The 25,589-nt window shown below is 46.3% G+C and carries 22 protein-coding genes, 1 pseudogene and 1 riboswitch; of the genes and pseudogenes, 14 read left to right on the plus strand and 9 right to left on the minus strand.

Translation table 11 applies throughout. The annotated features are described in order from the left end of the window. Nucleotides 1-77 precede the first annotated feature (77 nt). The 3 genes from QUB61_RS18240 to cynS all read right to left on the minus strand — a co-directional run bounded on the left by QUB61_RS18240 (nt 78) and on the right by cynS (nt 3,113). On the minus strand, nt 78-488 hold the full coding sequence (locus QUB61_RS18240) for a DUF1636 domain-containing protein (protein ID WP_333127447.1): 411 nt from the start codon (nt 486-488) through the stop codon (nt 78-80). A gap of 22 nt (nt 489-510) precedes the next feature. Next, a riboswitch (cobalamin riboswitch) is annotated at nt 511-657 on the minus strand. A 267-nt stretch (nt 658-924) separates the two neighbouring features. Beyond that, the gene (gene clpX, locus QUB61_RS18245) at nt 925-2,307 is read right to left on the minus strand and encodes an ATP-dependent protease ATP-binding subunit ClpX (RefSeq protein WP_333127449.1); all 1,383 of its coding nucleotides are present in this window, start codon (nt 2,305-2,307) and stop codon (nt 925-927) included. Nucleotides 2,308-2,669: 362 nt separating this feature from the next. Beyond that, nucleotides 2,670-3,113, minus strand: coding sequence for a cyanase (gene cynS, locus QUB61_RS18250; protein ID WP_333127451.1), 444 nt, complete (start codon nt 3,111-3,113; stop codon nt 2,670-2,672). Nucleotides 3,114-3,560: 447 nt separating this feature from the next. On the opposite strand from cynS, the gene QUB61_RS18255 reads away from it, so the two are divergent. Further along, on the plus strand, nt 3,561-3,905 hold the full coding sequence (locus QUB61_RS18255; protein WP_333127453.1) for a slr1659 superfamily regulator: 345 nt from the start codon (nt 3,561-3,563) through the stop codon (nt 3,903-3,905). Between the two features lie 131 nt (nt 3,906-4,036). Here QUB61_RS18255 and QUB61_RS39930 read toward each other — a convergent pair whose 3' ends face one another. Together QUB61_RS39930 and QUB61_RS39935 are read right to left on the minus strand one after the other, a co-directional pair. After that, nucleotides 4,037-4,177 carry a hypothetical protein gene (locus tag QUB61_RS39930; protein WP_445300228.1) on the minus strand — a complete coding sequence of 47 codons (141 nt, stop codon included), beginning with the start codon at nt 4,175-4,177 and terminating at the stop codon, nt 4,037-4,039. A 127-nt stretch (nt 4,178-4,304) separates the two neighbouring features. Further along, nucleotides 4,305-4,427, minus strand: a complete 123-nt coding sequence (locus QUB61_RS39935) for a hypothetical protein (RefSeq protein ID WP_445300226.1) — start codon at nt 4,425-4,427, stop codon at nt 4,305-4,307. Nucleotides 4,428-4,529: 102 nt separating this feature from the next. Between QUB61_RS39935 and QUB61_RS18265 the strand changes: the two are divergent. The 6 genes and pseudogenes from QUB61_RS18265 to QUB61_RS18290 all read left to right on the plus strand — a co-directional run. Continuing rightward, a pseudogene (locus QUB61_RS18265) lies at nt 4,530-5,104 on the plus strand (IS701 family transposase); the annotation flags it as partial. 883 nt (nt 5,105-5,987) lie between these two features. Continuing rightward, nucleotides 5,988-6,848, plus strand: coding sequence for an MFS transporter (locus QUB61_RS18270; RefSeq protein WP_333127456.1), 861 nt, complete (start codon nt 5,988-5,990; stop codon nt 6,846-6,848). 452 nt (nt 6,849-7,300) lie between these two features. Beyond that, nucleotides 7,301-8,353, plus strand: coding sequence for a DUF2235 domain-containing protein (locus QUB61_RS18275; RefSeq protein ID WP_333127458.1), 1,053 nt, complete (start codon nt 7,301-7,303; stop codon nt 8,351-8,353). Nucleotides 8,354-8,419: 66 nt separating this feature from the next. After that, entirely contained in the window at nt 8,420-10,066 is a 1,647-nt protein-coding gene (locus QUB61_RS18280) for a peroxidase family protein (RefSeq protein ID WP_333127460.1), read from the plus strand. A gap of 248 nt (nt 10,067-10,314) precedes the next feature. Then, the gene (locus tag QUB61_RS18285; protein ID WP_333127462.1) at nt 10,315-11,517 is read left to right on the plus strand and encodes a catalase; all 1,203 of its coding nucleotides are present in this window, start codon (nt 10,315-10,317) and stop codon (nt 11,515-11,517) included. Nucleotides 11,518-12,035: 518 nt separating this feature from the next. Further along, on the plus strand, nt 12,036-12,470 hold the full coding sequence (locus tag QUB61_RS18290) for a hypothetical protein (protein ID WP_333127464.1): 435 nt from the start codon (nt 12,036-12,038) through the stop codon (nt 12,468-12,470). Nucleotides 12,471-13,035: 565 nt separating this feature from the next. On the opposite strand, the gene rpsD is transcribed toward QUB61_RS18290, so the two are convergent. Together rpsD and QUB61_RS18300 are read right to left on the minus strand one after the other, a co-directional pair. Beyond that, nucleotides 13,036-13,644, minus strand: a complete 609-nt coding sequence (rpsD, locus tag QUB61_RS18295) for a 30S ribosomal protein S4 (protein ID WP_172190738.1) — start codon at nt 13,642-13,644, stop codon at nt 13,036-13,038. Between the two features lie 47 nt (nt 13,645-13,691). Further along, entirely contained in the window at nt 13,692-13,991 is a 300-nt protein-coding gene (locus tag QUB61_RS18300) for a hypothetical protein (protein WP_333127466.1), read from the minus strand. 67 nt (nt 13,992-14,058) lie between these two features. Here QUB61_RS18300 and QUB61_RS18305 point away from each other — a divergent pair, with 67 nt between their 5' ends. Next, entirely contained in the window at nt 14,059-14,469 is a 411-nt protein-coding gene (locus tag QUB61_RS18305) for a hypothetical protein (RefSeq protein ID WP_333127468.1), read from the plus strand. Between the two features lie 20 nt (nt 14,470-14,489). Here the strand turns inward: QUB61_RS18305 and QUB61_RS18310 are convergent, their stop codons facing one another. Next, a complete protein-coding gene (locus tag QUB61_RS18310; protein WP_333127470.1) occupies nt 14,490-14,711 on the minus strand; it encodes a hypothetical protein in 222 nt (73 codons plus the stop codon). An 88-nt stretch (nt 14,712-14,799) separates the two neighbouring features. Here QUB61_RS18310 and QUB61_RS18315 point away from each other — a divergent pair, with 88 nt between their 5' ends. Further along, a complete protein-coding gene (locus QUB61_RS18315) occupies nt 14,800-15,147 on the plus strand; it encodes a rhodanese-like domain-containing protein (RefSeq protein ID WP_333127472.1) in 348 nt (115 codons plus the stop codon). A 92-nt stretch (nt 15,148-15,239) separates the two neighbouring features. Here QUB61_RS18315 and QUB61_RS18320 read toward each other — a convergent pair whose 3' ends face one another. Then, the gene (locus tag QUB61_RS18320; protein ID WP_333127474.1) at nt 15,240-16,964 is read right to left on the minus strand and encodes an AAA-like domain-containing protein; all 1,725 of its coding nucleotides are present in this window, start codon (nt 16,962-16,964) and stop codon (nt 15,240-15,242) included. Nucleotides 16,965-17,265: 301 nt separating this feature from the next. On the opposite strand from QUB61_RS18320, the gene metK reads away from it, so the two are divergent. The 5 genes from metK (at nt 17,266) to QUB61_RS18345 (ending at nt 25,446) form a co-directional block, all read left to right on the plus strand. Next, nucleotides 17,266-18,528, plus strand: coding sequence for a methionine adenosyltransferase (gene metK, locus QUB61_RS18325; RefSeq protein WP_333127476.1), 1,263 nt, complete (start codon nt 17,266-17,268; stop codon nt 18,526-18,528). A 329-nt stretch (nt 18,529-18,857) separates the two neighbouring features. Further along, complete coding sequence (locus QUB61_RS18330) at nt 18,858-19,232, plus strand: hypothetical protein (RefSeq protein ID WP_333127478.1); 375 nt, start codon at nt 18,858-18,860, stop codon at nt 19,230-19,232. Nucleotides 19,233-19,490: 258 nt separating this feature from the next. Further along, nucleotides 19,491-20,660, plus strand: coding sequence for a family 10 glycosylhydrolase (locus QUB61_RS18335; protein WP_333127480.1), 1,170 nt, complete (start codon nt 19,491-19,493; stop codon nt 20,658-20,660). 333 nt (nt 20,661-20,993) lie between these two features. Continuing rightward, a complete protein-coding gene (locus tag QUB61_RS18340; RefSeq protein WP_333127482.1) occupies nt 20,994-22,907 on the plus strand; it encodes a HEAT repeat domain-containing protein in 1,914 nt (637 codons plus the stop codon). Nucleotides 22,908-23,601: 694 nt separating this feature from the next. After that, nucleotides 23,602-25,446, plus strand: a complete 1,845-nt coding sequence (locus QUB61_RS18345; protein ID WP_333127484.1) for an ATP-binding protein — start codon at nt 23,602-23,604, stop codon at nt 25,444-25,446. Nucleotides 25,447-25,589: the final 143 nt, after the last annotated feature.

Genomic DNA, 25,589 nt, shown 5'->3' on the forward strand with positions numbered 1-25,589 from the left:
CTGCGTATGCGTTACCAGGCAGAGCCTGGGAACGAGAAACGAAAGGGAAAAAACTAAAATCCTTACTACAAACCTATCTAATTTGGTAGTGGTGGAATCTTTGCTAAAACACCTTTTTTCAGAGCTTGAGGGCGCTCAGACCAAGGCAACAAACCGTCCGGTTTAGCATAGTATTGACCCGCGCATTCGAGTACAGCCTCGACGCTTTCCGACTCATTTGCTGGCAAATCGCCAAACAGATAAGTGTACTTTCCTACAGCAGCAAAAGACACCGCACAAGAGTGACTGCAAGCACTCATGCACTCAACCTCTTGAATCTCAAATTGATCGGAAAACTCCCAATCTTTAGCGAGTTGCGACAAATTTTCCATGAATTGTTGACCGCCGCTTTTGCCTTCGCGTTTGCCGTTTTTCCAAACACTAGCGCAAGCAGTGCAAACAAATAGACTGTGCTTTGTGCGTACAGCCGTGTTAATTCCATCCATCATCCGTACCTCGCAGATGCGTTCAAAAGTGAGTTAGATATCGGCGGGCATTCTGACTTGAGAAACCACAACGGTTTCATTACAGTTGCGGGACAGCGCCGGACTTGCACCGAACTTTCCCCGTTTCCTCTAGCGGCTGCTCCCCGCTAGAACCGATAGCGAAATCACATCATACCTCATTATGTTGCACCATTCTCAATTAGCCTTTTCTGAACAGGCTTTCCAACCTGTGAAGCGAGAAAATTTATCTTTTGTGGAACAGGCCGGAAAGCCTGTTGCTGACAATGGTGCAATATCTCAGATCGTACCGCACTTGCCGTCAATCGATTTTAGATTTTAGATTTTAGATTTTAGATTGGAGAAAGCTACCCCAGGGATAAATCTGGGTACTTGTTTAGTAGTTTGTAGGGTGCGCCACAAGCACCCTACAGATTACAAATTATGCAGTTTCGTGCTGTTTGTGCCATGCAGGATGCCACAGCAATTCAGCAGTCGATCGCTTCTCGACCATTTCAGGAGTAATCATACAGTTAGCCACATCCTTGCGAGAAGGCAACTCGTACATCACATCCAGCATTAACTCTTCTAAAATGCTGCGGAGAGCTCTGGCGCCAGTTTTGCGACGATAGGCCTCCTGGGCGATCGCCCGTAGCGCTTCCGGCTGGAATTCCAATTCCACGCTGTCCATCTTCAACAGCTTTTGATACTGCTTCACCAGCGCATTCCGGGGCTCAGTCAATATCTGCATCAAAGCTGCCTCATCCAGCGGCGAAATCACCGTCACCACCGGTATCCGCCCGACAAACTCAGGAATCAAACCAAACTTGACTAAATCGTCAGGCTGTACCTGCTGCAAAATATCAGCCGCCCGCTTGTCTTTCGCCGGCAAAGTTGAGTTGCTGTCGCTTGGTGTTGGCTGAATAAAGCCCAAGGATTTTTTACCCAAACGCTGTTCAACTATTTTTTCCAAACCGACAAAAGCACCGCCGCAAATAAATAGAATTTTGCTCGTGTCAATTTGAATAAAATCTTGGTAAGGATGTTTGCGGCCGCCTTGCGGGGGCACATTAACCACTGTTCCTTCCAACATTTTTAGCAGCGCTTGCTGCACTCCTTCTCCCGATACATCCCTGGTGATCGAAGTGTTTTCGCTTTTGCGAGCAATCTTGTCAATTTCATCAATATAAATAATGCCGCGCTGCGCCGATTCCACATCAAAATCCGACATTTGCAACAGCCGCAGCAAAATATTTTCTACATCGTCGCCGACATATCCAGCTTCTGTCAGCGTCGTCGCATCGGCTACCGCAAACGGGACTTCGAGCATTTGCGCCAAACTTTGCGCTAACAAAGTTTTGCCACAACCTGTCGGCCCAACTAGCATGATGTTGGATTTTTGCAGTTCTACATCGCTGTCAGGGAAAGACTTGTCGCTATCTTTAGCTTGGTCAACGCTCAAGCGCTTGTAGTGGTTGTAAACTGCTACAGAAAGGACTTTTTTTGCTGAATGCTGGCCGATTACGTGGTTGTCTAAATGCTGCTTAATGTCTGTCGGTTTCGGAATTTGAGCTAAAACCATTTTCGATTTATTCGATCGACCCGGGCGTCGCGTTCCTTGTCCTGGAGACTCTCGCACCTCTGATTGGGGAATCTGTTGACCAATTGTTTTACTGGAGTCAAAGAACTCCTCCTCTAAAATTTCATTGCACAGTTCCACGCATTCATCGCAAATGTAGACGCCGGGCCCAGCTATTAACTTGCGGACGTACTCTTGCGACTTGCCGCAAAAGGAGCATCTCAGATGGGAGTCATATTTTGACATATTTGCCTCTTACTTTACGGTTGCGGTTGCTTGTTTCGACTGGGGAAGTTGCCGCGGGAGCGACCGATTGCTCTGCCCTAGAAAGGTTTCCCGATCGGACACCCAAGCCAGTCAGTCGATTTTAGATTTTAGATTTTAGATTTTAGATTTACTCCACAGATGAATTTTGGAGCTTGAACTTTGGTCTAAAATTTGGCGCTCTGCACTTCTGGCGTCGGGGGCTTGTTTCCGTTTTTGGGCGGAGTCAAGCTTCGCGATCTCTGTTTCTAAGTTAACACTTTTGAGGCCTTAGTCATTAGTCATTAGCCATTCGACCCAATTTTTAATTTTTAATTTTCACTTGTAGGTAAAACAGCACTGGCTTACCATTTTTTGTATGCCAAAAATTTTCCAGACATAATTATTTTCACTCGATCGCCTTTTGGGTCTGATTCTTTCTCGACATCCAAAGTAAAGTCGATCGCGCTCATAATCCCGTCACCAAATTTTTCGTGTATCACTGCTTTGAGCGGCATCCCGTAAACCTGCATAATTTCATAGAAACGATAAATCAGAGGATCGACCGGAACCGAGGCCTCCAAAGAACCTTTTAACGGAGGTTCACAGAGAACCGCAGCCGTCTCGCTATCTAGGCCCAAAGCCGACACAATTTTCTCGGCTTCATCTTCAGATGCGGTTGCTTGACGGTAAATAACCGCGGCAATCCAAACTTCGTCGCGCCCCAAAACTTTTTCCAAATCTGCCAAACTAATTCCCTTAGCTTTTTTAGCAGCCAAAAGCTTTTCTGTAATTTCTGAAATTGCCATTAAATATTCTCCCACTCACTGCTGTGTCAGATGTGAAATTTTTCTCACATTTTGGTGATTTTGTCAAGACCCTATTGAGAAAAAAAACCGAATTTATCACTCGGAACTTCAGCAAAAGCTGGTCTCGTCAACCCCCACAACTCATACAATTTGAGATTTGAGATTTGAGATTTGAGAATTGACAATGACTGATGACTGCCAGGGTTGAAAGCTAGTCAAAAGTTGTATTCTTTTTTCAAACAGGTATCACAACCGATAGAGCCCAAAATAACTCATAACTGCCCTGCGGCAATGGTACAGTTGGCAGTATCTGTAGTACAAGTTACAAAAGCAAAGGCATTCGGCATTCGGCCCGCCGGCCGAATTTTTATCGTGCTAGCGTGAAGATATATTCTCGCTCCGGCAGCCAAAGCCCCTTTACCGCTCACAACCCACAACCGAGAAAGTATGGAGATTAAGACCAAAGATTACACGATCCAGTACGATCGCGCTACCCAAACAGTCACCTGCTGCGGCGCGTTCCGACTCAGCCTGGTGGAAGAATACGCGCCCATCGTCGATTTGCTCAACGAAGTGGCTGACTCCTCGCCAAACACGGTTACTCTAGACTTGCGAAACCTAGAATTTTTAAATAGTTCGGGAATTAATATTTTCTCAAAATTTGTCATCAAAGTGCGCCAGCAAAAAAATATTCAAATCGCCATAAAAGGCTCTAAACAGATCCCCTGGCAGAGAAAATCCCTGAAGAACTTGCAGCGACTGATGCCTTCCTTGCAATTAGAATTGGAATAGTAGAGAAAAAGTTGACATTCTCCCCGACTATCAGGTAGCGGGATTCTAAGAATCACTTCTTAGATTTCCTCTTTCTGCGACTCGGCTTACTTGAAGGAGTTTCCCCACTCAACCTCTTGTCGATGTCTCGCCTAGGCGTTTAACGTTCCCCTGTGCCCCACGGTAGGAAGTGCTAATTCAAGTATGTTCCGCGCTGCATTCCAATCTCCGTCCTGTACGCGACCTCCGTGAGGACATATGTGAGTTCTTTCACTTAGCGACTTTTCAACTATTTCCCCGCAGTTAGAGCAGTTCTGACGCTCTGTAAGCTATTCTGCATTTAAATTGTATGTCAAAAAAAATTCAAGTCTTGTGGGGTGTCCCGCCCGCCCTGAATATACAATTTAAATGCGCGACAGCTTAGTGCGGTGGAACAGCTACTGTTGCTACACCAAATACCTTGCCGAAATACTCTACCCATTGCCGGAAAGCTGACCGCGCAGCATCAGAAATAGACTTAGCTAATTTTCTGTTTCTAATCATGTTCGGCACCTGCAAATCCTCTTAGTGGGACTTAAACAAAAAATTAGTGCTAAGCATAGTAATATCCATGAGAGTTAACGCTTTCACCTTGAAAAACACACTATTAAGGAAACAACTCCAAGCGCCATGCCCCCATGTTTCGATAAATGGTGTCGTCGTTTCGACGATGTTTTTACACACATTGCCTCAAAAAACGGGGTTCAGGCACTATCTGGGAGGATTATTGGGAGTTCGGGAGCGAAAAAACTTGACTCAGATGTCAAAAGATGCTTGCGGAGTAACTTATCACCGATTACATCATTTTTTGACTGAAGATCCTTGGAACGCGGGGCTTCTTAACGAGCGACGGTTGCAATTAATGCAGCAATACTCTCAGACTAAAATTAGGAGAGGATTCACCCTCATAATAGATGACTCAGGTCTCGTGAAAAAGTGGAAAATTAACAGCAGGAATTGGCAGACAATATATCGGAGAAATTGGTAAAACCGATAACGGGGTAGTCTTAGTAACTACACATCTATATGATGGAGTAAAAAGTCTGCCATTAGATGTATCTTTATACCAACACGCTAGTTCATTACCATCCGGGAAACAAGATTCAGAATTCAGAAAGAAACCAGATATAGCCTTAAAGTTAATCGATAAATGCTTAGAGAGAGCCGAGCAACCCGTCATATTCAACCTTACCCCGATATTTACGCCGCCAATAACCAGCGACATTATTAAACAAGCCAAAACCAGGTTGTTTCGTGACTTTAACATCAGCGATAAAAAACCGAGTTTCGGGCAATAATCCTAACTCTGAGCGGTGAACATATTCGCGATATTCTTGCTGAATATAACGCTCTTGTTTTACCCTAAAAACAAACTTAAATTGTGGGTTTCAGAGCCAGTTACCCCACTTAACCCTACAAAATTCACCGTCGCCTAAGATGATGATGGCAGTTTTTTTTAAGAGCGATAAACCTGGGAGAATTAGAGATTTTTGTTCTTCAATGTTACTGCTGACTTTCTTGTCCCAAATAGGCCTGTATAATGGGAGCGCGCGCTGGCACCAGATCGCACTAATTACAAAAATATTTTTGTCGCGCCAGACAAGTGGGCTCGATAGCTAATTTAAGTGTCTGAGTCTGGGGAAATTTTGCCTTTAAAATTTCTTGAACTCGAGGAAACCATAGGCTTTCAATGTTGAGGCTAGATAATTTTAAAAATCTTTGTACGCTGCGCCTTCTGCTTTCAAATTGGAAAGGATTTGGCATTAAGGTCGCTAGCAACTCAATGCTAACTTGTTTCTGAGATTGCCAGAGATACACCAAAATTTTGAGAGTCAGATCTTCAGTATTTTTTAGTTGCTGTTGCAGGTGAAGAAGGTAAAATTGAGGAAACATATTTAAAAGATGGGGTGGGTTGAGAAAAATGACCCCATCTTTTTTTACCTTAAGTTGTCACGGATCCGCTACTGGCAATGCTTTTGACGGGGTTGTCACCCCGTCAGGTGAAGTAGTTTAGAAATAAGCGGTCAAGGGCATCGCTTGTTCCTTAAAAAAAAGAGTTAACGTGTGCGCAGCTTAATTACTTTGCTGGGAGTGCCGTTGATGGGATTGTCCGTGTCAAGTTGGGGCGCCGATCGACTTTTGGGCTACGGTATTGTTTTATTGGTGGGTGTTTGGGCGGGAATGATTAGTTTGGGGTGTCAATACTTCATGGTGGATGTGAATCCGCAGCTATACAAAAAAGATGCAGAGAACGATCGACTTTCAGACAAAAAAGAAAAGCAAATAACAGATTTTGTACCTTCGGCGCTAAAATATTCTAATTTCTTAATGTTTATTCTTTACTTTAGCCTGTGGACATTTGCAGTTAATCTCAGCGCGCCTTTTTTTAATATCTACCTGCTGAAAAATTTAAGCTTGGATGTGAGTTTGGTAACGATTTACAGCAGCTTGGACTCCGGGGCAAATCTACTGCTGCTGATGTTTTGGGGCAAGTTGGCCGATCGCTGGGGAAATCGCCCCCTGCTAATTGCGGTTGGGCTGGTGGTGGCCGTAACGCCTTCGCTGTGGTTGGGTACGGGCAATTACCCGTTTGCGGTGTGGGTGTGGCTGCCGCTGCTGCACTTGCTGGGGGGAACGACTTTAGGGGCGATCGGGCTGTGTACTAACAATATTCAAATGGAGATAGCCTCGATCGAGCAACCCTCGACTTATTTGGCGATCGCCACTGGTTTCGGCAGTAGCTGGGGCTTTGGGAACTACCGCCGACGGCTTTCTTGCCGAACTTCCGGGCATGAGTTTGGGAACACTGTTTGCCCTCTCGGCTGCTGTGCGGTTCTTCGGCTTGCTGCCTTTGATTTTGGTGCCAGAACCTCGCAGCTTCTCGCTGCGGTCGATCGTCCCCACTTTTGGACGTTTCAAATTTAACCGGGGTTAGAAAATTTTCCCACAAATTTACCGATCGAGAAACCAGAAAAGCGCACACATCGATCGGATATAGCTGTTTTAAAAGCTGACAAGGCAGAGCGTAAATCTGTTTAAATGTTTGTTAGCTAGGGCGTCGGCTCGATACTCCTGTTAGGAGAATCGAGCATTTTCCCAGAACCAAACCTAGGATTTCACGCTCTAATTTAAAAAGTTTAAGAAATATAAATAAAATTAACCTTTTAATACAGCCAACTAGACTATATGGTGCTTTGGGACTAATATCCTGAGGATCGAAATAACTCAAGATTGCCCAACCAGATAACAATTTCGAGCAAGAAATTAGGAGGGATCGCCTGCTGAGGCAACCCAAAAAGGGGAATTGGCAATTCTCAAGTAACCGATTAGCAATTACAGCTCGCTATCAAATCTCAGAGAAAAGAGAGAATGTAAAAATGAAACGTCTGATCGTTTGCTGTGATGGAACTTGGAACAGACTAGATACTCAGTGCCCAACTAATGTGGTTAGGGTTGCCCAGGCCGTGAAACGGACAGCCAGTGACGGGGTTCCGCAGATCGTGTTTTATGACGATGGAATTGGAGTAGACAGTAACAAGATTGTGGGCGGAGTGACTGGGCTGGGAATCGATAAAAATATCCAACATGCCTATCGTTTTCTTTCTTTCAACTACGATCGGGGTGACGAAATCTATCTATTCGGGTTCAGTCGCGGTGCTTACACAGTCAGGAGTCTAGCGGGGATGATCTATTGCTCCGGTCTCCTATCCCGCCGTTATGTTACCAAGGCATCACAAGCTTACGAGCTTTACCGTGACCGAGGCATTAAACCAAGTCATGACAAAGCAAACAGTTTCCGCAAAGAATACGGCAAAGATAAGGGCGATCGCGTCCCGATTACCTTGCTTGGTTGTTTCGACACCGTTGGAGCCCTTGGTATTCCTCTTGTACCCGTCTTGCAGAAGTTGGAGGAACCGCTCAAGCTCAAAAGAAGGTACCAATTCCACGACACCACTTTAAATAAGGATATTGAGAGGGCGTTGCACGCCGTTGCGATCGACGAAATTCGCGCAATCTTTGATGTTACCCTGATGAAGAAAAATCCTGATGCCCCGAAGCAGAAGCTTCGTCAAGTTTGGTTTCCAGGCGAGCATGGCTGCATCGGCGGTGGTACGCTAGCATACCGCGGGTTATCAGATGCTGTCTTGAAGTGGATGTTGGATCAAATCAGTGACCTTGAATTGAAGCTTGAATTCGACCCAGATGCCATTAAGGATATCAAGCCTGATTATAAGGTTCCATTTCAAAACAATCCTGGGTTCTACAGATTGGCAGGAATCAAGTTGCGCGAGGTGGTGGAGACCATTGACGATATTCATGAAAGCGCGATCGAGCGTTTTGAAAGCGCAGACCTACCCTACCGCCCCAAGAATCTAGAAGCGCTTTTATATAAAAAATTAAAATCAATTGAAAAGGAGACAAAAGACTAGATCGAGATCCCGGAATAGAAGCTTGGCAATCAATCAAATCTACCACAACCCAAACGAGAAACAATTATGCCTTCAAAAAGAGATACATCAAGAGACGGGCAGAAAAACAAAATCGAGACTTTGCTTTTAACTAACTTCAAGCCGCTTTGGAGCTTCATTCAAAGCAACGAGGGACTTAGCAAAAAAGTCAACAAAACTCTGATTAACAATGCCGTCTTAAAAATTCCAACTCGCCCCTATGCGTTTAGTACCATGTCTCCCTACACCTCTTGGGATTCATTAAACGATCGCTCTTATTCGGGACTTCATCTACCGCCTACCGATTGGAAGCCATTAACGGATAAAAGCTACGTAGGGGTTAATTTAAGCCCTACAGAGAATTTTGAAAAGAATCTCCCGCCTATTAAGGATTTGGAGGTCTTGTACCGCAAAAAAGAAGGGAAGACGAAATATTCGGCCAAATCCTCTCTTATGTTCCCCTATTTCGTGCAATGGTTTACCGACAGTTTCCTGCGAACCGATCGACTGGATCAGCGCCGAAATAGTTCCAACCACCACATAGATATGTGTAACGTCTATGGGTTGAACGCAAATATTACTCGCCTGCTGAGGTCTAATCAAGGAGGGAAGCTAAAAAGCCAAATTATAAATGGCGAAGAATATCCTCCTTTTTACTATGATGAGAACGGACAGCCTAAGGAAGAATTCCAAGGAATTCCCCATCAAATAGTCGGTGAATACGACGAAAAAAAATCAGATAAAATACCCCCGGAAAAGAAACAAAAATTATTTGCAATGGGGATAGAGTTAGAGCGAGTCAATGTGCAAGTTGGCTATGTAATGCTCAACGTTCTTGGCTTAAGAGAACATAATCGCGTGTGCGACCTCTTAGCAAAGAATTATCCAACTTGGGATGATGAACGCCTTTTCCAAACCGCCAGAAATATCGTGATGGCGGAGTTTCTTAAAATTGTGCTTGAGGATTATATCAACCACCTTACTCCCTATCACTTCCAATTCTTCACCGATCCCCCAGCGTTTATTGATGAAAAATGGTATCGCAACAATTGGATGATGGTAGAATTTACTTTAGTTTATCGTTGGCATAGTATGCTGCCCGATAAGCTAATCCATGACGGGAAGGAAATGCCTATGCCCGAGTCGATGTGGAACAATGATATGATCGTGAACAAGGGTTTGGGAGCTATGTTTGAAGAAAGTTGTTCCCAACCAGCAGCGCAATTGGGTTTATTCAATACGGCTGAGTTCCTAATTCCAACCGAGCTAGCGAGCATTCGTGCAGGTCGTGCAGCCAAATTAAGAACCTACAACGATTACCGCGAACTCTGTAAGTATCCACGGGTGACCGATTTCAATCAAATTAGTGGCGATGAAGATGTCCAAAAAGAATTGAAACGATTGTACGGTCACGTAGACAACATTGAGTTGTATGTTGGACTCTACGCAGAAGATTTGCGGCCAAATTCAGCCTTACCTCCTTTAGTCGGACGACTGATAGGAATTGATGCATTTTCTGAAGCTTTCACCAATCCTCTATTAGCCGAAAATGTCTTCAATCCAGAAACTTTTTCACCTGTAGGTTGGGAAGAGATTATGAATACCAAGACCCTCTCGCAGGTGCTGAACCGTAATGTTCCTGGCGGTAAAGAGTACAAAATTTCTTTTTATAATGAGGGTTGGGAACGATCTTAATGAGCTGACAGAACACGAGGAAAGTGGGGTTACAAATTGTAAAGTGTACGCCTTTCTTTCCAATGTATAACTCCTGTTCAATAAGAGCCGACAGTCGCAGTGGTGAGTTGTTCCCGGTTTAGAGGATGACGCAATTAACCGCGAACAACTTACACCTGAGTTCCCTCGACATTACGTGAAAAATCAGGTAAAGTAGAAGGGAAAAATGCCAAGCATTATCGCCACAATCAGCTTTTCCAAGGTTATTTATGAGCAAGAAGTTATTTACCGAATATCCCGAACAGGACGAACGCAAATACTACGATCTTTTGGTTGAGCAGGCCAAGCTCCGGATGGATAATCTTTACGGAGATAAGGAGCGGGCGCTGCGAGATACTCATGCCAAAACTCATGCGTGCGTTAAAGGAACTCTGGAAATTTTTGACTTTGATGAGGAAGCGATTAAAGGGGAATTGGGCAAACGCGCTTCGTTAAGTTCTTCGCAACTCAATGCTATTTCCCTTAAGCAAGGTTTGCTAGCAAAACCCAAAGAATATCCTGTTTGGTTGCGATTTGCTAACGGGGCTACCAAAGTATACCCCGATCACAAAACAGATTCGCGCTCAATGTCATTGAAAGTGATGGGGGTGGAAGGGGAACGACTGGCGCAAAGCCACGAGTCAAAAACCCAGGATATCATTGTTCACAATTCAGAGATATTTGTCAGCCAAACCATCAAAGACTACTACGGCTTTTTTTCTGCTCTGGTTGAATCAGATGAGACATTGAAAAAGTGGCTATTTCGACATCCCAGACACTTTATAGCGGTCTCGACGCTTACGGGTAGCCGGACTCCGAAGAGTGTGTTAACAGCCAAATATTGGAGCGGTTCACCCTCTGCTTTGGGTCTCTATCCCGATTTCGATCCCTCAGGGCCTGGTCTAGTTCCTGTCGAATATCCTGCTGTAATTAAGTATGGGTTTACTCCGGTTTCATCCCAACCACCGCACGAGATAATTCCCGAAGAATCTCGACCGGGAATTCCTAAAATTCCCTTTGTCGATCGCGCTAAAGCCTTGGGTTTAGATCCGAATAAACCAGACAATTATTACCGGGAGGATCTAATTCAAGCTTTGGCGAAACCTGATGCCGAATACTGGTGGGATTTTGGCATTCAGTTCCAAACCAGCCTAAAAATGCCGATCGACGATGGCATCAATGTCTGGAAGGAAAAGGAATCACCCTTCTTGACAGTAGGTCGTCTCACCATGAAGCATCAGATTATTGATTATGAAAAACAATCTGATTTCAACGAAAACTTGAGATATTCTCCCTGGAACGGCTTAGCAGTTCATCGTCCTGTAGGTGCGATCAATCGGATACGCGGTGTTGTTTACCCCGTTGTAGCGAATTATCGCCTTCAAAAGCGAGGTCTTGTCCACCACGAACCAACAGGACAAGAAACTTTTTAAGGGAATAATAGTGGCAAGGGACATCATTTAATGCCATCAGGCAGGTGTCGTCCGAGCAAATGGCAACTCAAGGAAGTTAACCGGAACTTACCCCGTGTGCGGGGTAAGTTCCGTCGGAAACCATTGCGAGGTGAGACTTGCCCGCAGCGTCCAAGTCTTTTACATGACTACAATCTCTGACAACCCTTATGTGGCGGGGTTTTTGTTGAAATTCATCACAGAATAATACTCTCGCCCTAAATATTAAGAAAATCTTAAATACATGACTGCGGTTTGTCGGCAGTCAAGTCGCTAAAACCGAGACGGGACAAAGAATACAGCCCCCTGAACTATCCCCGCAGGGGGTAAGTTCCGGTTTAAGTTTTTTGACCCTGAAGGACGATCGCAAATCTTAACGATAGAGGGCAGAAATGTCCTTGCATTTTTGTAAAAACTCTGAAAATATAATCAACGTTGCGTTTGCTAATACGTGACAAATTACTTAATAACTGACAACTTTCGTACAAAGGACACTTTTCATGCTAAGACGTGGTATCAAATTAGCTGCTTTTGGTCTAGCGTTGCTTCTTTTTACAATAAGTTTAGCGATTGCTACACCAGCATACGCAGGAACAATTACGTTGTATGAAGGCAATGGCGGACAACAAGATGTTGTAGCAGTTTATCCCGATAGACCTGATATCTCACAAAGAGTTAGTCCAAATGATGAGGCTCGTTCATTAGTACTTAACGAAGTACAGCCATTAACAAAGATTACAATTTATGATGACCCAAGTGGTGCTGAAGATGACGATTATACCGTCATTAAAGTAAAACAAAAAACTCCTTCCAACTTAGTGGTAGGTACTTTTGAAAATGGTTTTGAAAATGAGTATGTCAAGGTAGAACATGACCACGACAATGGACTTGACGGAAAGGTTTCACGTATCAAAATTGAGAGTTTTGATTTTTAGTCATTAGACCAGCCAGTTAGATCGGCCAGCAAGCGATTTACCCCAATTTGGCTGGCTGGCTGGTTTAGCTTAAATCCTTGTTAAGCGAGGCTTTCAGCGGAACTTACCCCGTGTGCGGGGTAAGTTCCGCTGAAACCATTGCGAGGTGAGACTTGCCCGGAGCGTCCAAGTCTTTTACATGACTACAATCTCTTACAACCCTTATGTGGCGCGGTTTTTGTTGAAATTCATCACAGAACAATACTCTCGCCCTAAATATTAAGAAAATCTTAAATACATGACTGCGGTTTGTCGGCAGTCAAGTCGCTAAAACCGAGACGGGACAAAGAATACAGCCCCCAGAACTATCCCAGCAGGGGGTAAGTTCCGGTTAACAAGCGAAATCTTCAAAAAATCCCATCCCTTTTTAGGGGGTGGGAGTGTTGAAAATTATTAATTTTTAGTCCTCAGTCCTCAGTCCTCATTATTCAGTAGCAATTAATCAATAACTGGGTTCCTACCGAATTATTAATTACTTGCTAGCAACCAACTGATGACTAATGACCAGCGACTGATGAGTAATAACTTAAGCTTGCCGCGAGTAGTATTCCACCACTAGCAGTTCGTTAATCTGAAGAGCAATCCACTCGCGTTCGATAACGCCGTTAACTTTGCCAACCAGTTTTTGCTTGTCAAATTCCAAGTGATTGGGCAAGTGAGCCAAGCCTGGGTCTTTGAGATTAGCTTCTACCATTGTGCGCGATCGCTCTCTATTTTTCACCGCAACCACATCACCAGGCTTGCACTGATAGCTGGCTATATTGACTTCGCGGTCGTTGACAGTTATGTGACCGTGATTTACCAATTGTCTAGCGGACGGAATGGTTGGAGCCATTCCCATCCGAAACACAGTATTGTCCAAGCGCATTTCCAAAAATTGCAGTAACACTTGACCTGTGGAGCCGGTGACTCGGCGGGCTTTGCGGACGTAACGGAGCAGTTGGCGTTCCGTCACACCGTAATTGAAACGGAGTTTTTGCTTTTCTTGCAAGCGAACAGCGTACTCAGAGAGCTTTTTGCGGTTTTGACCGTGCTGTCCGGGCGGATAATCTCGTCTGGGGGTTTTGCGGGTTAGACCCGGCAACTCTTTCAGGCGACGGACGATTCTCAATCGGGGGCCTCGATATCGAGACATTTATTTTCCTCTCTAATATCTGTATGCAATTTTATGCAGACTCTATATTATATGTTAGTAAGGGTGAAAATTCCAACAAAAATCGATAAAAAAACGATCGACCGCAGCGCGATCCATAATGTGGGGTAAATCCTGAAGGAAAAGCCGATCGCTCGATCGCCCCAATCAGCCAAAAAACTCACTACTCGATCTGCCATGCACAACCGCAATTTTTCCCGCACTTCTTCCCCAAAACCAGCACCGACAGGCTCAAGCGCTACCGGGCGCTGGATGTTGGCTCTCGGCACGCAGCTAGCAGCACTCGGTTTGTTGGCTAGTGCACTGCCAATCTCGCCAGCATCAGCCATCACTATTAGAATCCCTCGCAATAGGAATCCCTATCGCGTCTGCGCCCTGGAACTAATCGATGCCGGAGTGGCTGCAGAGGCAGCCGCCGCCGCTTGTGCTGACGCGCTCCACCCCCGCGACATATCTAAATGCGCCCTCCAAATCAACCGCAAAACTAATATTTCTGGTATCGAAGCGCTCTCTAGCTGTCGGCGGGTGAGGCGTCCCAAGGAATTGGCTACTTGCGTAGTGAATATTAACGGCAAAACTCGAACTCAAGCAGCGGCTCCCCTGCTAGTTCTCGATGGATGCCGCCGCAGTTTATTGCCACAACAGTTTGCTGAATGCGTAGTCGGCTTGAGCGGCAGGCTCGACTTTCCAACTGACAGGTTAATCGCCACTTGTCTGGACCCGAGGGGCAGCGTGAGCCAGTTGGACGGGCCTCCTGCACCGACGCCTCCTGCGGAACTAATTTCACCGCCTTCGCGCCTCAATTAATAACCGTTGACTGTTAACTGTTAACTGTTGACTGTTAACTGTTGACTGTTGACTGTTGACTGTTGACTGTTGACTGTTGGCTGTTGACTGTTAACTGACTGATGACTAATGACTAAAGATATCATGTCCGATCGATTAACCATAATATCCCGGTCGGGGCGGGTTTTTGAGATTGGAGATTGTTCGCAGGTATTGTTGGTGAGGGGAGCCCCTACAAAAATCGCGGTCGCTCGACCGGACATGATATTACTGATGACTAATGACTAATGACTGATGACTAATGACTAATGACTAATGACTGATGACTGATGACTAATTTTTTTAAATCAAATGTCACAAATTTTTGCTGAAATTACAGTCGAAGAATTAGGTAGCCAATTAGCCGAAACCAATGCTGAGAAATTGCAGCTTGTAGACGTGCGGGAACCTCACGAAATTGAACTCGCGGCGCTGCCGGGATTTGCAGCTTTTCCGCTGAGCGAGTTTGCCGAATGGTCTGGTGAAATTGACGCTCGACTCGATCGCGACAAAGAAACCCTAGTTCTGTGCCATCACGGAGTGCGATCGGCTCAAATGTGCCAGTGGTTAGCCAATCGAGGATTTACCAACGTTAAAAATATCGTTGGCGGTATCGATGCTTACTCAATGGTGGTCGATCGAACCGTCCCCCGCTATTAACATCTAATCCAGTTATTAACGATCGTTTTCTTCAGAGTCCGCGCGGGCGGACTTTGTATGCGTAGAAACGAATTATATTTCCCCCGAATTACCTAATTAACAGTAGCAAATCGAAAATTTAAAAGCTTACTCATAGTGAGGCGATCGCGCCCCTGCCGTTTCGAGTCATAAAGAGCCTCATCAGCCGCCATTACCAGCATTGCTGCATCATTTTCCGGCCCCGGAACAACGCTGGCAATTCCCAAACTAATCGTTACCACAGAATTAGGCAGACCGTCAAATCTCTCCGGCTTAAAAAAAATCTTCAAATCTTTAACTTTCACTCTAATGTGTTCGGCAACAAGCAGAGCGATCGCCGCATCAGTTTGAGGTAAAATCACAGCAAATTCCTCACCCCCGTAGCGAGCGGCTACATCAGTAGGACCCTGGAGTGATTGGTGAATTGTCTGAGCTACCGCTCGCAAACAATCATCTCCAGCTTGATGTCCGTAGGTATCATTATATATTTTGAAATAATCGATGTCGCACATAATCAAAGATATCGGCGACCCATCGCGAGCCATCTGTTTCCATTCCGCTCGCAAGCAACTGTCAAAATGCCGTCTGTTGCCAATTTGAGTAAGTTCGTCCACATTCACCAAAGCTAGCAGCCTTTCATTTTCTTGCTGCAAATCCTCCCAACCACCAGCCGAGAAACTGTCCTCGCACAAATTTTGCTCTTGAAAATACAGGCGATATAATTCGCAAGACAAGCTACAGTTATTTCCCTCTAATTTGACAAGTCCCAAGCTGTCTAACTGATAGGCCATAAAAGGTTCGAGGTGAACGCTATTTTTGGCATCGACAACCTGTTGGAAGGCGGATGCCAGTTCCGGCTGCTGTTGAATGGCGATCGACTGATTTCGTAAGTAGTCGCTATAAATTCCGCTGTGAGTAGGAGCTGCTATTAACAATTCTTCCAACTCGGCTAGCCCCAGTTCCTCCCCAGACTCATCCCGATCGACCGACAGAGGATTTTGCAGCAAAATTGCCAGGTGATAGAGGGCTAAATGCACTAAATAAGGATGCCCGCCTACCATGTTCATTAATTGCTCGATCGGATAGCTATCGCTCCAGTTCAGTCCGTGTCTGCGCGCCAAATCTTGGACTTGTTCAGCAGTCAATTCAGAGAGTTTAATCGGCAGCCCTACATTAAATGGAGATTGATTAAGACTCAAAGCAATATAAATTTCGGTCGAGTGAATGACGACAATGCGGAGTTTTTGCCAAGCTTCGCTTGCGCGAGCTTGTTCGTACCAAAAACGGAGCAGGGGCAGGAATTCTTGAGCAATATGGGGGCGTTCAAATACTCGATTTAATTCGTTGAGTACCAAGACAACCGGACTGTCACTTTCGGCGAGCAAATAGTTTTCAAAGTAAAGAGAGCAGCTTACCTTGCTGCCCATATCTTCATCCCAGAATTCAGCGAGATTTGGTTTGAGTTTGAGTTGTCGAGCGACATTGACACAAAGCCAGCGCAAAAATTTATCTAAACTAGCAAAAACCGCTTCGTCGGCTTGCTGAAAGTCTACAGTTACTGTGCGGTATCCGCGCTCGAGGGCGGCGTGAATTATGCGCAGCATCAGCGAACTTTTGCCCATTTTTATGGGAGCTTTAATGCGAATCAGGCTCCCAGGCTTGCTAATTTCTGCGCAAGCTCGGGCTTCGGCGGGCGATCGCTCGATATAAAATGGAGAGTCAATCGGTATGGGGCCGCCGGGAAATTCTAGGTCTGCAACCGTTTGGATTAAGTTTGGTGATTTTTGGATTCCTGCCATAGTCCTTCCGCGACGCGATACCCTGACTGTATCTTACCTTTGTCAGGTTAGCGGGGTAGACCAGCGGTGTACAAGATCGATCGAGAATCCTAAAAAATCTAAGTTGTTAAGGATTTCCCCCGACTGACTTTGCTATAGTAGTGTCACTTTACCCAATTTCAAACCCTGCTTTAACAATTCTGCCGACAGACAAAAATTCGACGGTAGCCCAGACGCCATGATTCTGGGCTTTTACCTGAAACATAACTCGTCGGTCGTTGATGTCGCGCAGGAACAGCCCCCATCAAAGGAGAAATAATCATTGTCACGCCACTACCTGTTTACCTCTGAATCGGTCACTGAAGGCCATCCCGATAAAATCTGCGATCAAATTTCAGATACGATTTTAGATGCCTTACTGACCGAAGACCCTAAAAGCCGGGTCGCAGCCGAAGTTGTCGTCAACACCGGCTTGATGCTGCTGACGGGCGAAATCACCACTAAAGCTCAGATAAATTACATAGAATTGGCGCGGAAAAAAATAGCCGATATTGGCTACATCCACGCTGACAACGGCTTTAGTGCCAATAGCTGCTCGGTCTTGGTGGCTCTAGATTCTCAGTCTCCCGATATTGCCCAAGGGGTCAATACGGCTCAGGAAAGCCGGGAAGAAGCTAGCGAAGAGGAATTGGACGCCATCGGCGCTGGCGACCAAGGTTTGATGTTTGGTTTTGCTTGCAACGAAACGCCGGAATTGATGCCTCTGCCTATAAGTCTGGCGCACCGGATTTGCCGTCAACTCGCCGCAGTCCGCAAAACCGGTCAGTTACCTTACCTGCGTCCCGATGGCAAAAGCCAAGTTACGGTGATTTACGAGGACGGCAAACCTGTTGGCATAGATACGATTTTAATTTCTACGCAGCACACCGAAACAATCGGCGACATCGCAGAAACGGCGGCCGTTCAAGCCAAGATCAAAGAAGACCTTTGGTCTGCAGTCGTCCAACCCGTGTTTGCCGATATTAGCGTGAAGCCGGATGCAGAAACTCGCTTCCTTGTCAACCCCACGGGCAAATTTGTCGTCGGCGGGCCTCAAGGGGATTCGGGTTTGACGGGCCGCAAAATTATTGTGGATACCTACGGTGGCTATTCCCGCCACGGCGGCGGCGCTTTTTCTGGGAAAGACCCCACCAAGGTAGACCGCAGCGCGGCTTATGCTTGTCGCTACGTTGCTAAAAATATCGTGGCTGCTGGTTTGGCCCAAAAGTGCGAAGTGCAGTTGAGTTATGCGATCGGCGTTGCGCGGCCTGTTAGCATGATGATCGAAACTTTTGGCACTGGAAAAGTTGATGACGATCGCCTTTTGGAAGTTGTGAAGCAGCATTTTGAACTGCGTCCTGCGGGCATCATTCAGGCATTTAACTTGCAGAATTTGCCTGCTGAAAGAGGCGGCCGTTTCTATCAAGATGTGGCGGCTTACGGTCACTTCGGACGCACTGATTTAGAGCTGCCTTGGGAGCAAACTGATAAGGCCGAACTTTTGAAAGAAGCTTTGAGCGAGCAGTTGTTGGAAGTAGCCCGATAGTACAATTTTGGGGTGCGCACTGCGCACCCTATCCATAAACCTTATCCATAAATAATATCGGGTGCTAGGAATCAAGGTAGGGTGCGCACTACCAACCCTGTCTGGTTTAGGGATTAAATACCTTGCGGTTTTATACTTTGTAAAGGGGTGTTAGACCACAATTACGGTAAGTAGGTCGGCGCGATAAAACACAACTATGTAAACAGTAAAGTATCCAAATCCACCTCTAGCGGCACTCGTCAGCTTTGTTGACATACTTTTGGATGGTTCGGTTTAATCCCGCCTACCTACTTACAACTAATAGTTAGGTTACAAACGAATAGAAAATTATGCTAAAAAAAGTTGCTTTCGCTTGCACTACCCTTGTTTTAATCTATCTTCCTTTTGTTGCTCAGGATGCAGCAAAAGCAGGAGCAATGAGTGAGATCGTTGAATCTTGTGCTTGGACATGGAGGCGATATTCTGACGGTTCCATAGTTGCTAGAAACGTTCGTTTTATAGGTAACAAACAAATCATTGGATATTCCAGTACAAATGAGAGAGCATGGGATATTCAGAATGGAGAGTTGGTCTTTCTAGGTCAAACCGGAGAGGTTTTAACTATTTTTGATAAAGCCGGGTTTCGTCAAGGCAAACTTATCCTAGCTGGTCACTATGTAGGAGGTGATCGCACTGTCACGGAGTTAACGTGTGATGGTTTTTAGTACGGTCTTTCATCAGCGAAAGGTTTTGGAATTGCCTTTTAAACGGAACTTCCCCCCGCTGGGTGCGCAGTGCGCACCTTATCCATAAATAATATCGGGTGTTCTTCGGCGCACCTTATCCATAAATAATATCGGGTGCTACCAATCAATAACGTAGCGTGTTATTCGGCGCATTTTATCCATAAATAATATCCGGTGCTACCAATTAATAACGTAGCGTGCGCCGCGCGCACCTTACAACAAAAATAGAATAAATAAATGCCATTTTTCACACCTTTCCAATCAGCAATTCGCAGTTGGGCTTCGGAACTCAAACAGCGGTTTGCAGGTGAAAATTTTGCACCAAATCCAGCAGCGCTGCCAAGTTCCTTGGCATCTGAAAATCCGGGAATTCGTGGCGTTTGGATACCCAGCACCGACTGCCAAGTTCTCACCTCAAAACAGCGGATTGCTGAGGCAATGAAGTTTCTAGCCGATACGGGATTTAATACAGTTTTTCCTGTAGTTTGGAACCGGGGTTTTACTGCTTATCCTTCTCAAATTATGCGCGAACAATTTGGTGCGGAAATTGACGCCCGCTATCAAGGTCGCGACCCTTTGGCAGAATTAATTGTTGAGGCAAATAGAGTCGGTCTCAAAGTTATTCCTTGGTTTGAATACGGATTTGTGAGTTCTTACAATCTCAACGGCGGTCATTTGCTGGCGAAAAAACCGGAATGGGCGGCGCGCGATTGCAGCGGCAATTTACTTAAGAAAAATAACTTTGAATGGATGAATTCTCTAGACCCGGAAGTGCAAGAATTTTTGCTGGGGTTGATGCTGGAAGTTGCTAAGAATTATCCGGTAAACGGCGTTCAAGGAGACGATCGCATTGCGCTTCCTGCAGAAGGCGGTTACGACGAAAAAACGGTTAAACGCTACCGAGAAGAGTGCGGGAGAGAACCGCCGCCGCATTGTAGAGAGCGACATTGGCTGCACTGGCGCGCTGATATTATTACTGAGTTTGTGGCTCGCTTGCACCGAGAATTGAAAGCTATTAATCCTGATTTGTTGCTGTCGATGTCGCCGAGTCCTTATGAGTGGGGACTGGTGGAATATTTGCAAGATTCTAAATCTTGGGTTGACAAAAAGTTGGTCGATATGCTTCACCCGCAGTTTTACCGCCGCGATTTTAACGCTTACAAACAATTGGTCGATCGACTGATTGGGGAACAGCTTAGCGGCGAGCAAGTACAGTGCGTGTCGCCGGGTATTTTGTTGGCGAATCGAGGCAGCGATTATAGCATAAATCCCGAGCTGTTGTTGCAAGTAATTGCTTACAACCGCTGTCGCGGCATTCAAGGAGAAGTGCTGTTTTTTTACGAAGGTTTGCGAGATAACGGTAACGCTTTGGCTGAGGTTTTGAAAAATGGGCCCTATGCTCGTTGAGAGACAGTCCCGCAATCAAGCTGTTTCCGGTTCGCTGCGTTCAACCGAGCCGATCGCTATTTCCAGCCAACTTGCTATAAAATGATATAGCAGAGTTAGGCTAGCTAAAAAACTAGCTCCGCCAAGCAGCAAGCGCTACTAATTGTCAAGCTGATTGCCCAAACAAACCCGACAGTTAATAATTGGGGAGTAGCAAAAATAGCGGGATCAGACATATTTTAGAAGTGGTGCAAGCTTTTTTTACAAGTAGAGTTTTGTAGATGCTGTATTTTTTTTAAGACAGACAGTTTAAAAGAGCAATTTCAAGCGCTCGCCAAAATAATAGGTAAATCAATGAACTCAGCAGCCACCCTCATCCAACAGCTACCCGAGCTCAGCGATGCTCAATTCAATGAAAAATATTTGAAACAAAAACAAGGGATGCGCACCTTGGCGACAATATTGCCGGAAGTAGAACAGCAAAGTCTGGCTTTGCGGGCAGTAAAATTAGCCCTAAAAGTAAATTTAAAACTCGGCTCGAAGCTAGCAGGAACGGTAAAGCCAGAATTTCAAACAGCCACAATAAAATTAATCGGAAAAATCCCAACTTCGCCCCAGTTCAAAATTCAACTGCTGGCCCTGACAAGTTCCGATATGGCAATTCCGATGCTGGTCGCCGCATTGAACCACCAAGAAAGTGCAGTGCGCCTTAATGCCATTCGGGCGATCGGGAAAATCGGCTCCGAAGCAGCAGTAATTGAATTAGCCCGATCGCTCGAATCCGAAGATTCCCAAGTGCAAGCTTGGGCGGCTTGGGCTTTAGGAGAAATCGACTCGAAACCAGCAGCCGGATCACTGCTCAAAGCCCTCAACCACAAAGCCTCCGGGGTGCGCCTCTGGGCTGTTTGGGCCTTGGGCAAAATTCACCCCAAAACAGCCGTCCCCGCACTGCTCAAAGCGCTCAAACACCAAGACTCCGAGGTGCGCTGGCGGGCGGCCGTCAACTGCGGGAAAATCGGCGCCTCTGAGGTAGTTCCCTGGCTGAGGAACGCCCTCAGAGACTCGAATCACATCGTCCGCGCTAGGGCCGCCGCGGCTTTGGGGAAAATCGGCGATTGTGAGGCAGTACCCCGCTTAGTAGAATTGCTCTACGATCCCGACTCCTATGCAGTTTCTTTGAGGGCTGCCGAGGCCTTGGGACAAATCGGCACGGAAACGGCTGTGGCCGGCTTGCTGGAAGCCCTCAACCATGACGACTCAGACGTGCGCGGCAGTGCAGTTTCTGCCTTGGGGGAAATCAGCAGCGAAGTGGCTGCGGTGGCGGTAATGCGAGCGCTCTCGGATCGAGACATTTTCGTGCGCGGCAGGGCGGCGGTTGCCCTCGGGAACCTCAATACAGGCGGAGATCCTAACTTGCAAAAAATGGTGACAGCGGGACTGGCGCTCGCCATCGGCGACAGCGAATCTTATGTGCGGTGGAGAGTTGCTGCTGCTTTGGGGCAAATTGGGACAGAGGAAGCTGTGGCAGGTTTGGTGCGGCTGCTGGAGGACGAAACCTCTGGAGTGCGTCAAAATGCTGTCAAATCCCTCGGTCAAATTGGCTCGAGGGCTGCTCTTTTGGCTCTGGAAGCAGCTTTAAACCGGGAATTTGCTGACGTTCGCGCGCTGGCAGCCCAATACTTGCCCGATGTCAGCACCTCGGCAGAAACCGTTGATTTAGAGCCCTCAGCTTCGGCAGATTTCTCAGGTGAAAAACTGCCGAAAATCCTGATTGCTGCGGAAGCAGAAGCCAGCGACTACATTGTCGATCGCCCTGCCGGGCGCCAGATCGAATACCTGATCTCGATCGGCAGTCCCGGCGTGCGCGAGCCCAGAAATTTTCACAAAGTCCCGAACCGACTGCGGCTGGAATTTAACGACCTCGACACCCCCGTTGACGACCCCGATCGGGTTTTGCCTAAACTTGAGGACGCAATCAAAATTATCGACTTCGCCCTCAAAATGTCGGCGAGCCCGGGCAATTTGCTCGTCTGCTGCCAAAGCGGCATCAGCCGTTCAACAGCCACAGCTTTGACTGTTTGTGCTGCCTTGTTGGGCCGCGGCAAAGAACAAGAAGCGTGGGCCGTGGTGCTCGCCGCCAGACCCCAGGCTAAGCCGAATCGCTGGATGGTACAATTGGCAGATGAAGCTTTGGGTAGAGACGGTAAGTTAGCACTGGTGCTCGAATTGACCCGTGCTACTCCAGAACTCGAAATTGCCAACAGTTGACTCGCAGAAACCGGGTTTCTTTTGGTAAAACCTACAGCTATACTCAACTTACACGACTTCGCTTCAGACTTGTCTTTGCGGGGCAGCGATGCCAAAAGTCGATCGCCTGAGTGCAAAAGTTCGATCGGCTGCCGCATTTGTTACATTCTATACAGTGAATTCGTCCCATGCTCAACAAAAATCCTCCAGCAATCGTCGCATTGCTGGCAGCCAAAGTCCAAAGCGAAGGAATGGGGTACATTGTTAACAGACAATATCAGCTTTGGGCCACTCCCAGGCAAAACGGGTCAGACAAAATTTTCTGCCTGTATAATTCTATGCCGGGATAATTCCATGCTGGGATAAAATTTTCTTTATTATGCCTGTGGCAGACTTTTACGAGTCGAAAAAGTATTTTGGCAACAGCCATCAACACCCTAATTATCTATTAGACATCAACCGAATTTAAGTTTCTCCTCTGACTCCACAAGAGTTTCAGATGATTTTTGGCAGATGTCTACTGGAAAACAGACAAGATTTTCCGTTTGGAGAACTTAAGAGCGTGGTAAATTTTAACAAAATACAGGGGTTGCATATGTCAAAAATTTATTTGCAAAAAAAAACAGGGGACGAAGCAAGTTTATCAGTTGCCGTTTGGGAATGCTAGGGCGAGTTCAATCCAGAGTTAGAACCACTTAACCCGCCGCAAAAACCTGTGGCAACGCGAAAGGTCAACCCAAAAAATAGCAATGTAGGTAAACTGATGTCGCTCTTTATTTCTGAAGAAGCCGCTTCTATAGAAACCGCACAAAAAAAAACATCCAGCCAGGATTTTGTAGAAAGATCGTCCTTAATAATCAGCAAAATCTTGCCATTTAAAATTGGCGGTTGGCCCATCCATCAAAAAATTGGCGGCGGGTATTTCCTGGCAATAGGAATCGGATTTATTGGCTCCCTGAGCGGACTGGTAATAGCCGACTACTACCAAGGACAAGGAGTAAACCAACTCAATGATGCTCACCTGCAGGCCCAATTGCTGGGCAATTTTAAAGATTCAGCCCTGGCGGCGCAATTGCAGGGAGCGCAGCTAGATTCTTTGGTAGACAATTCGGCGCAACTAGAATTGCAAAAAGAGCAGTTGATCGCGAGTATTACTAAGGCAAAAAACCTGCGCTTGAAAATAGAAAAGTTTGCCGACAGCCAACCCGCTTGGCTGGCAGCAGAACCTGCGATTCTCAAAGCTTTACTGCAAGATTGCACAGAAGATTTAGAATCTTACGCCGATACTCTCCTGTCCAGCTTGCAGCAAATCCAGGGATCGCAATTATCACCAGCCCAGATAGAGTTAGCCCGAAAATTGCTGGCAATTAAAAGCGGAGAAGGTGCAAAAAAACTCGACAGTCGCCTTCAGGAAGTGAGCAAAATCATTGACATTGCCCAGCAGCAAGAGTCGCAAGGCGGTGAATTGATGGAGGACGCGCAAGGCCTCGAAAAGGGCATAATTATTATTAGTATGCTGGTGTCGGTAGCGGTGGCGGGAATGGTGGCTTACCAAACGAGTCGGGCGATCGCCCAACCTGTGATCAGCGTCACTCAGGTTGCCGAACAAGTGGCCGCCGAGTCTAATTTTGATTTGCGAGCCCCCGTCACCGGACAAGACGAAATAGGCTCATTAGCTGTGTCTCTCAATCACCTAATCGAGCGGGTTTCGGAACATACAAAAGAATTGGAAAAAGCTAAGGAAGCCGCCGTCGCCGCTAACACTGCTAAAAGCCAGTTTTTATCAAATATGAGCCACGAATTGCGGACGCCTTTAAATGCGATTATCGGCTACAGTCAACTACTTTCCGAAGATGCCGAGGAGGCGGGATTGGATGATTTTGTACCAGACTTGCAGAAGATTTACGAGGCCGGCACGCATCTGCTATCTTTAATTAACGATGTCCTCGATCTTTCAAAAATTGAAGCGGGAAGGATGAAACTCGAAACCGATGAAATTGATATCGAATTGCTGGTAGAAAATGTTGCGAGTGCTGCGAAACCGTCCATAGAAAATAATGGAAATATTTTAGAAATAGAGTGCGATCGAAGTGCGGGTATTATTCACGCAGATTTCAAGAAAGTGCGGCAGGTTTTGATGCACCTGTTGAGTAATGCTGCTAAGTTTACCAAAAACGGCAGGGTGAAAGTGAGTGTCAGGCGCATTCCAGGAAGGAAAGAATCGAATGCCGCAGGGCGCGAGGGTATTGAGAATTCTATGGCTGCGGGTGAAACTGATTCTGTGGGGATAGCTTGTCCCCTGCCGAAGGTTGAAGAGTCGGATTGGATTTGCTTATCTGTTAAAGATACCGGAATTGGAATGTCGGAAGAACAACAGCACAGGTTGTTTGAAGCTTTTGTGCAAGCTGACTGTTCAACAACGAAACGATACAGTGGCACCGGATTGGGGCTGACAATCAGCCGCTACTACTGTGAGATGATGGGCGGCGAGATTTTGGTAGAAAGCGAGGAGGGGAAAGGGTGTAATTTCACTGTCCGTATACCGGTGGGAAATGGGTGATGTGATGTTTGGGCGAGAGATGTAGGGAGTACGCCGAGGGGCGAAAATTTATGTTTCAAACCTCTGGCTTTATATCCAAATGCTTCACTCTTGTCAGTGGGGGCGCACTGATTTTACTCGGTTGACAGCATGAATATTTGGAT

The sequence above is a fragment of the Microcoleus sp. C2D2 genome (assembly GCF_036702495.1).
GTDB lineage: Bacteria > Cyanobacteriota > Cyanobacteriia > Cyanobacteriales > Microcoleaceae > Microcoleus.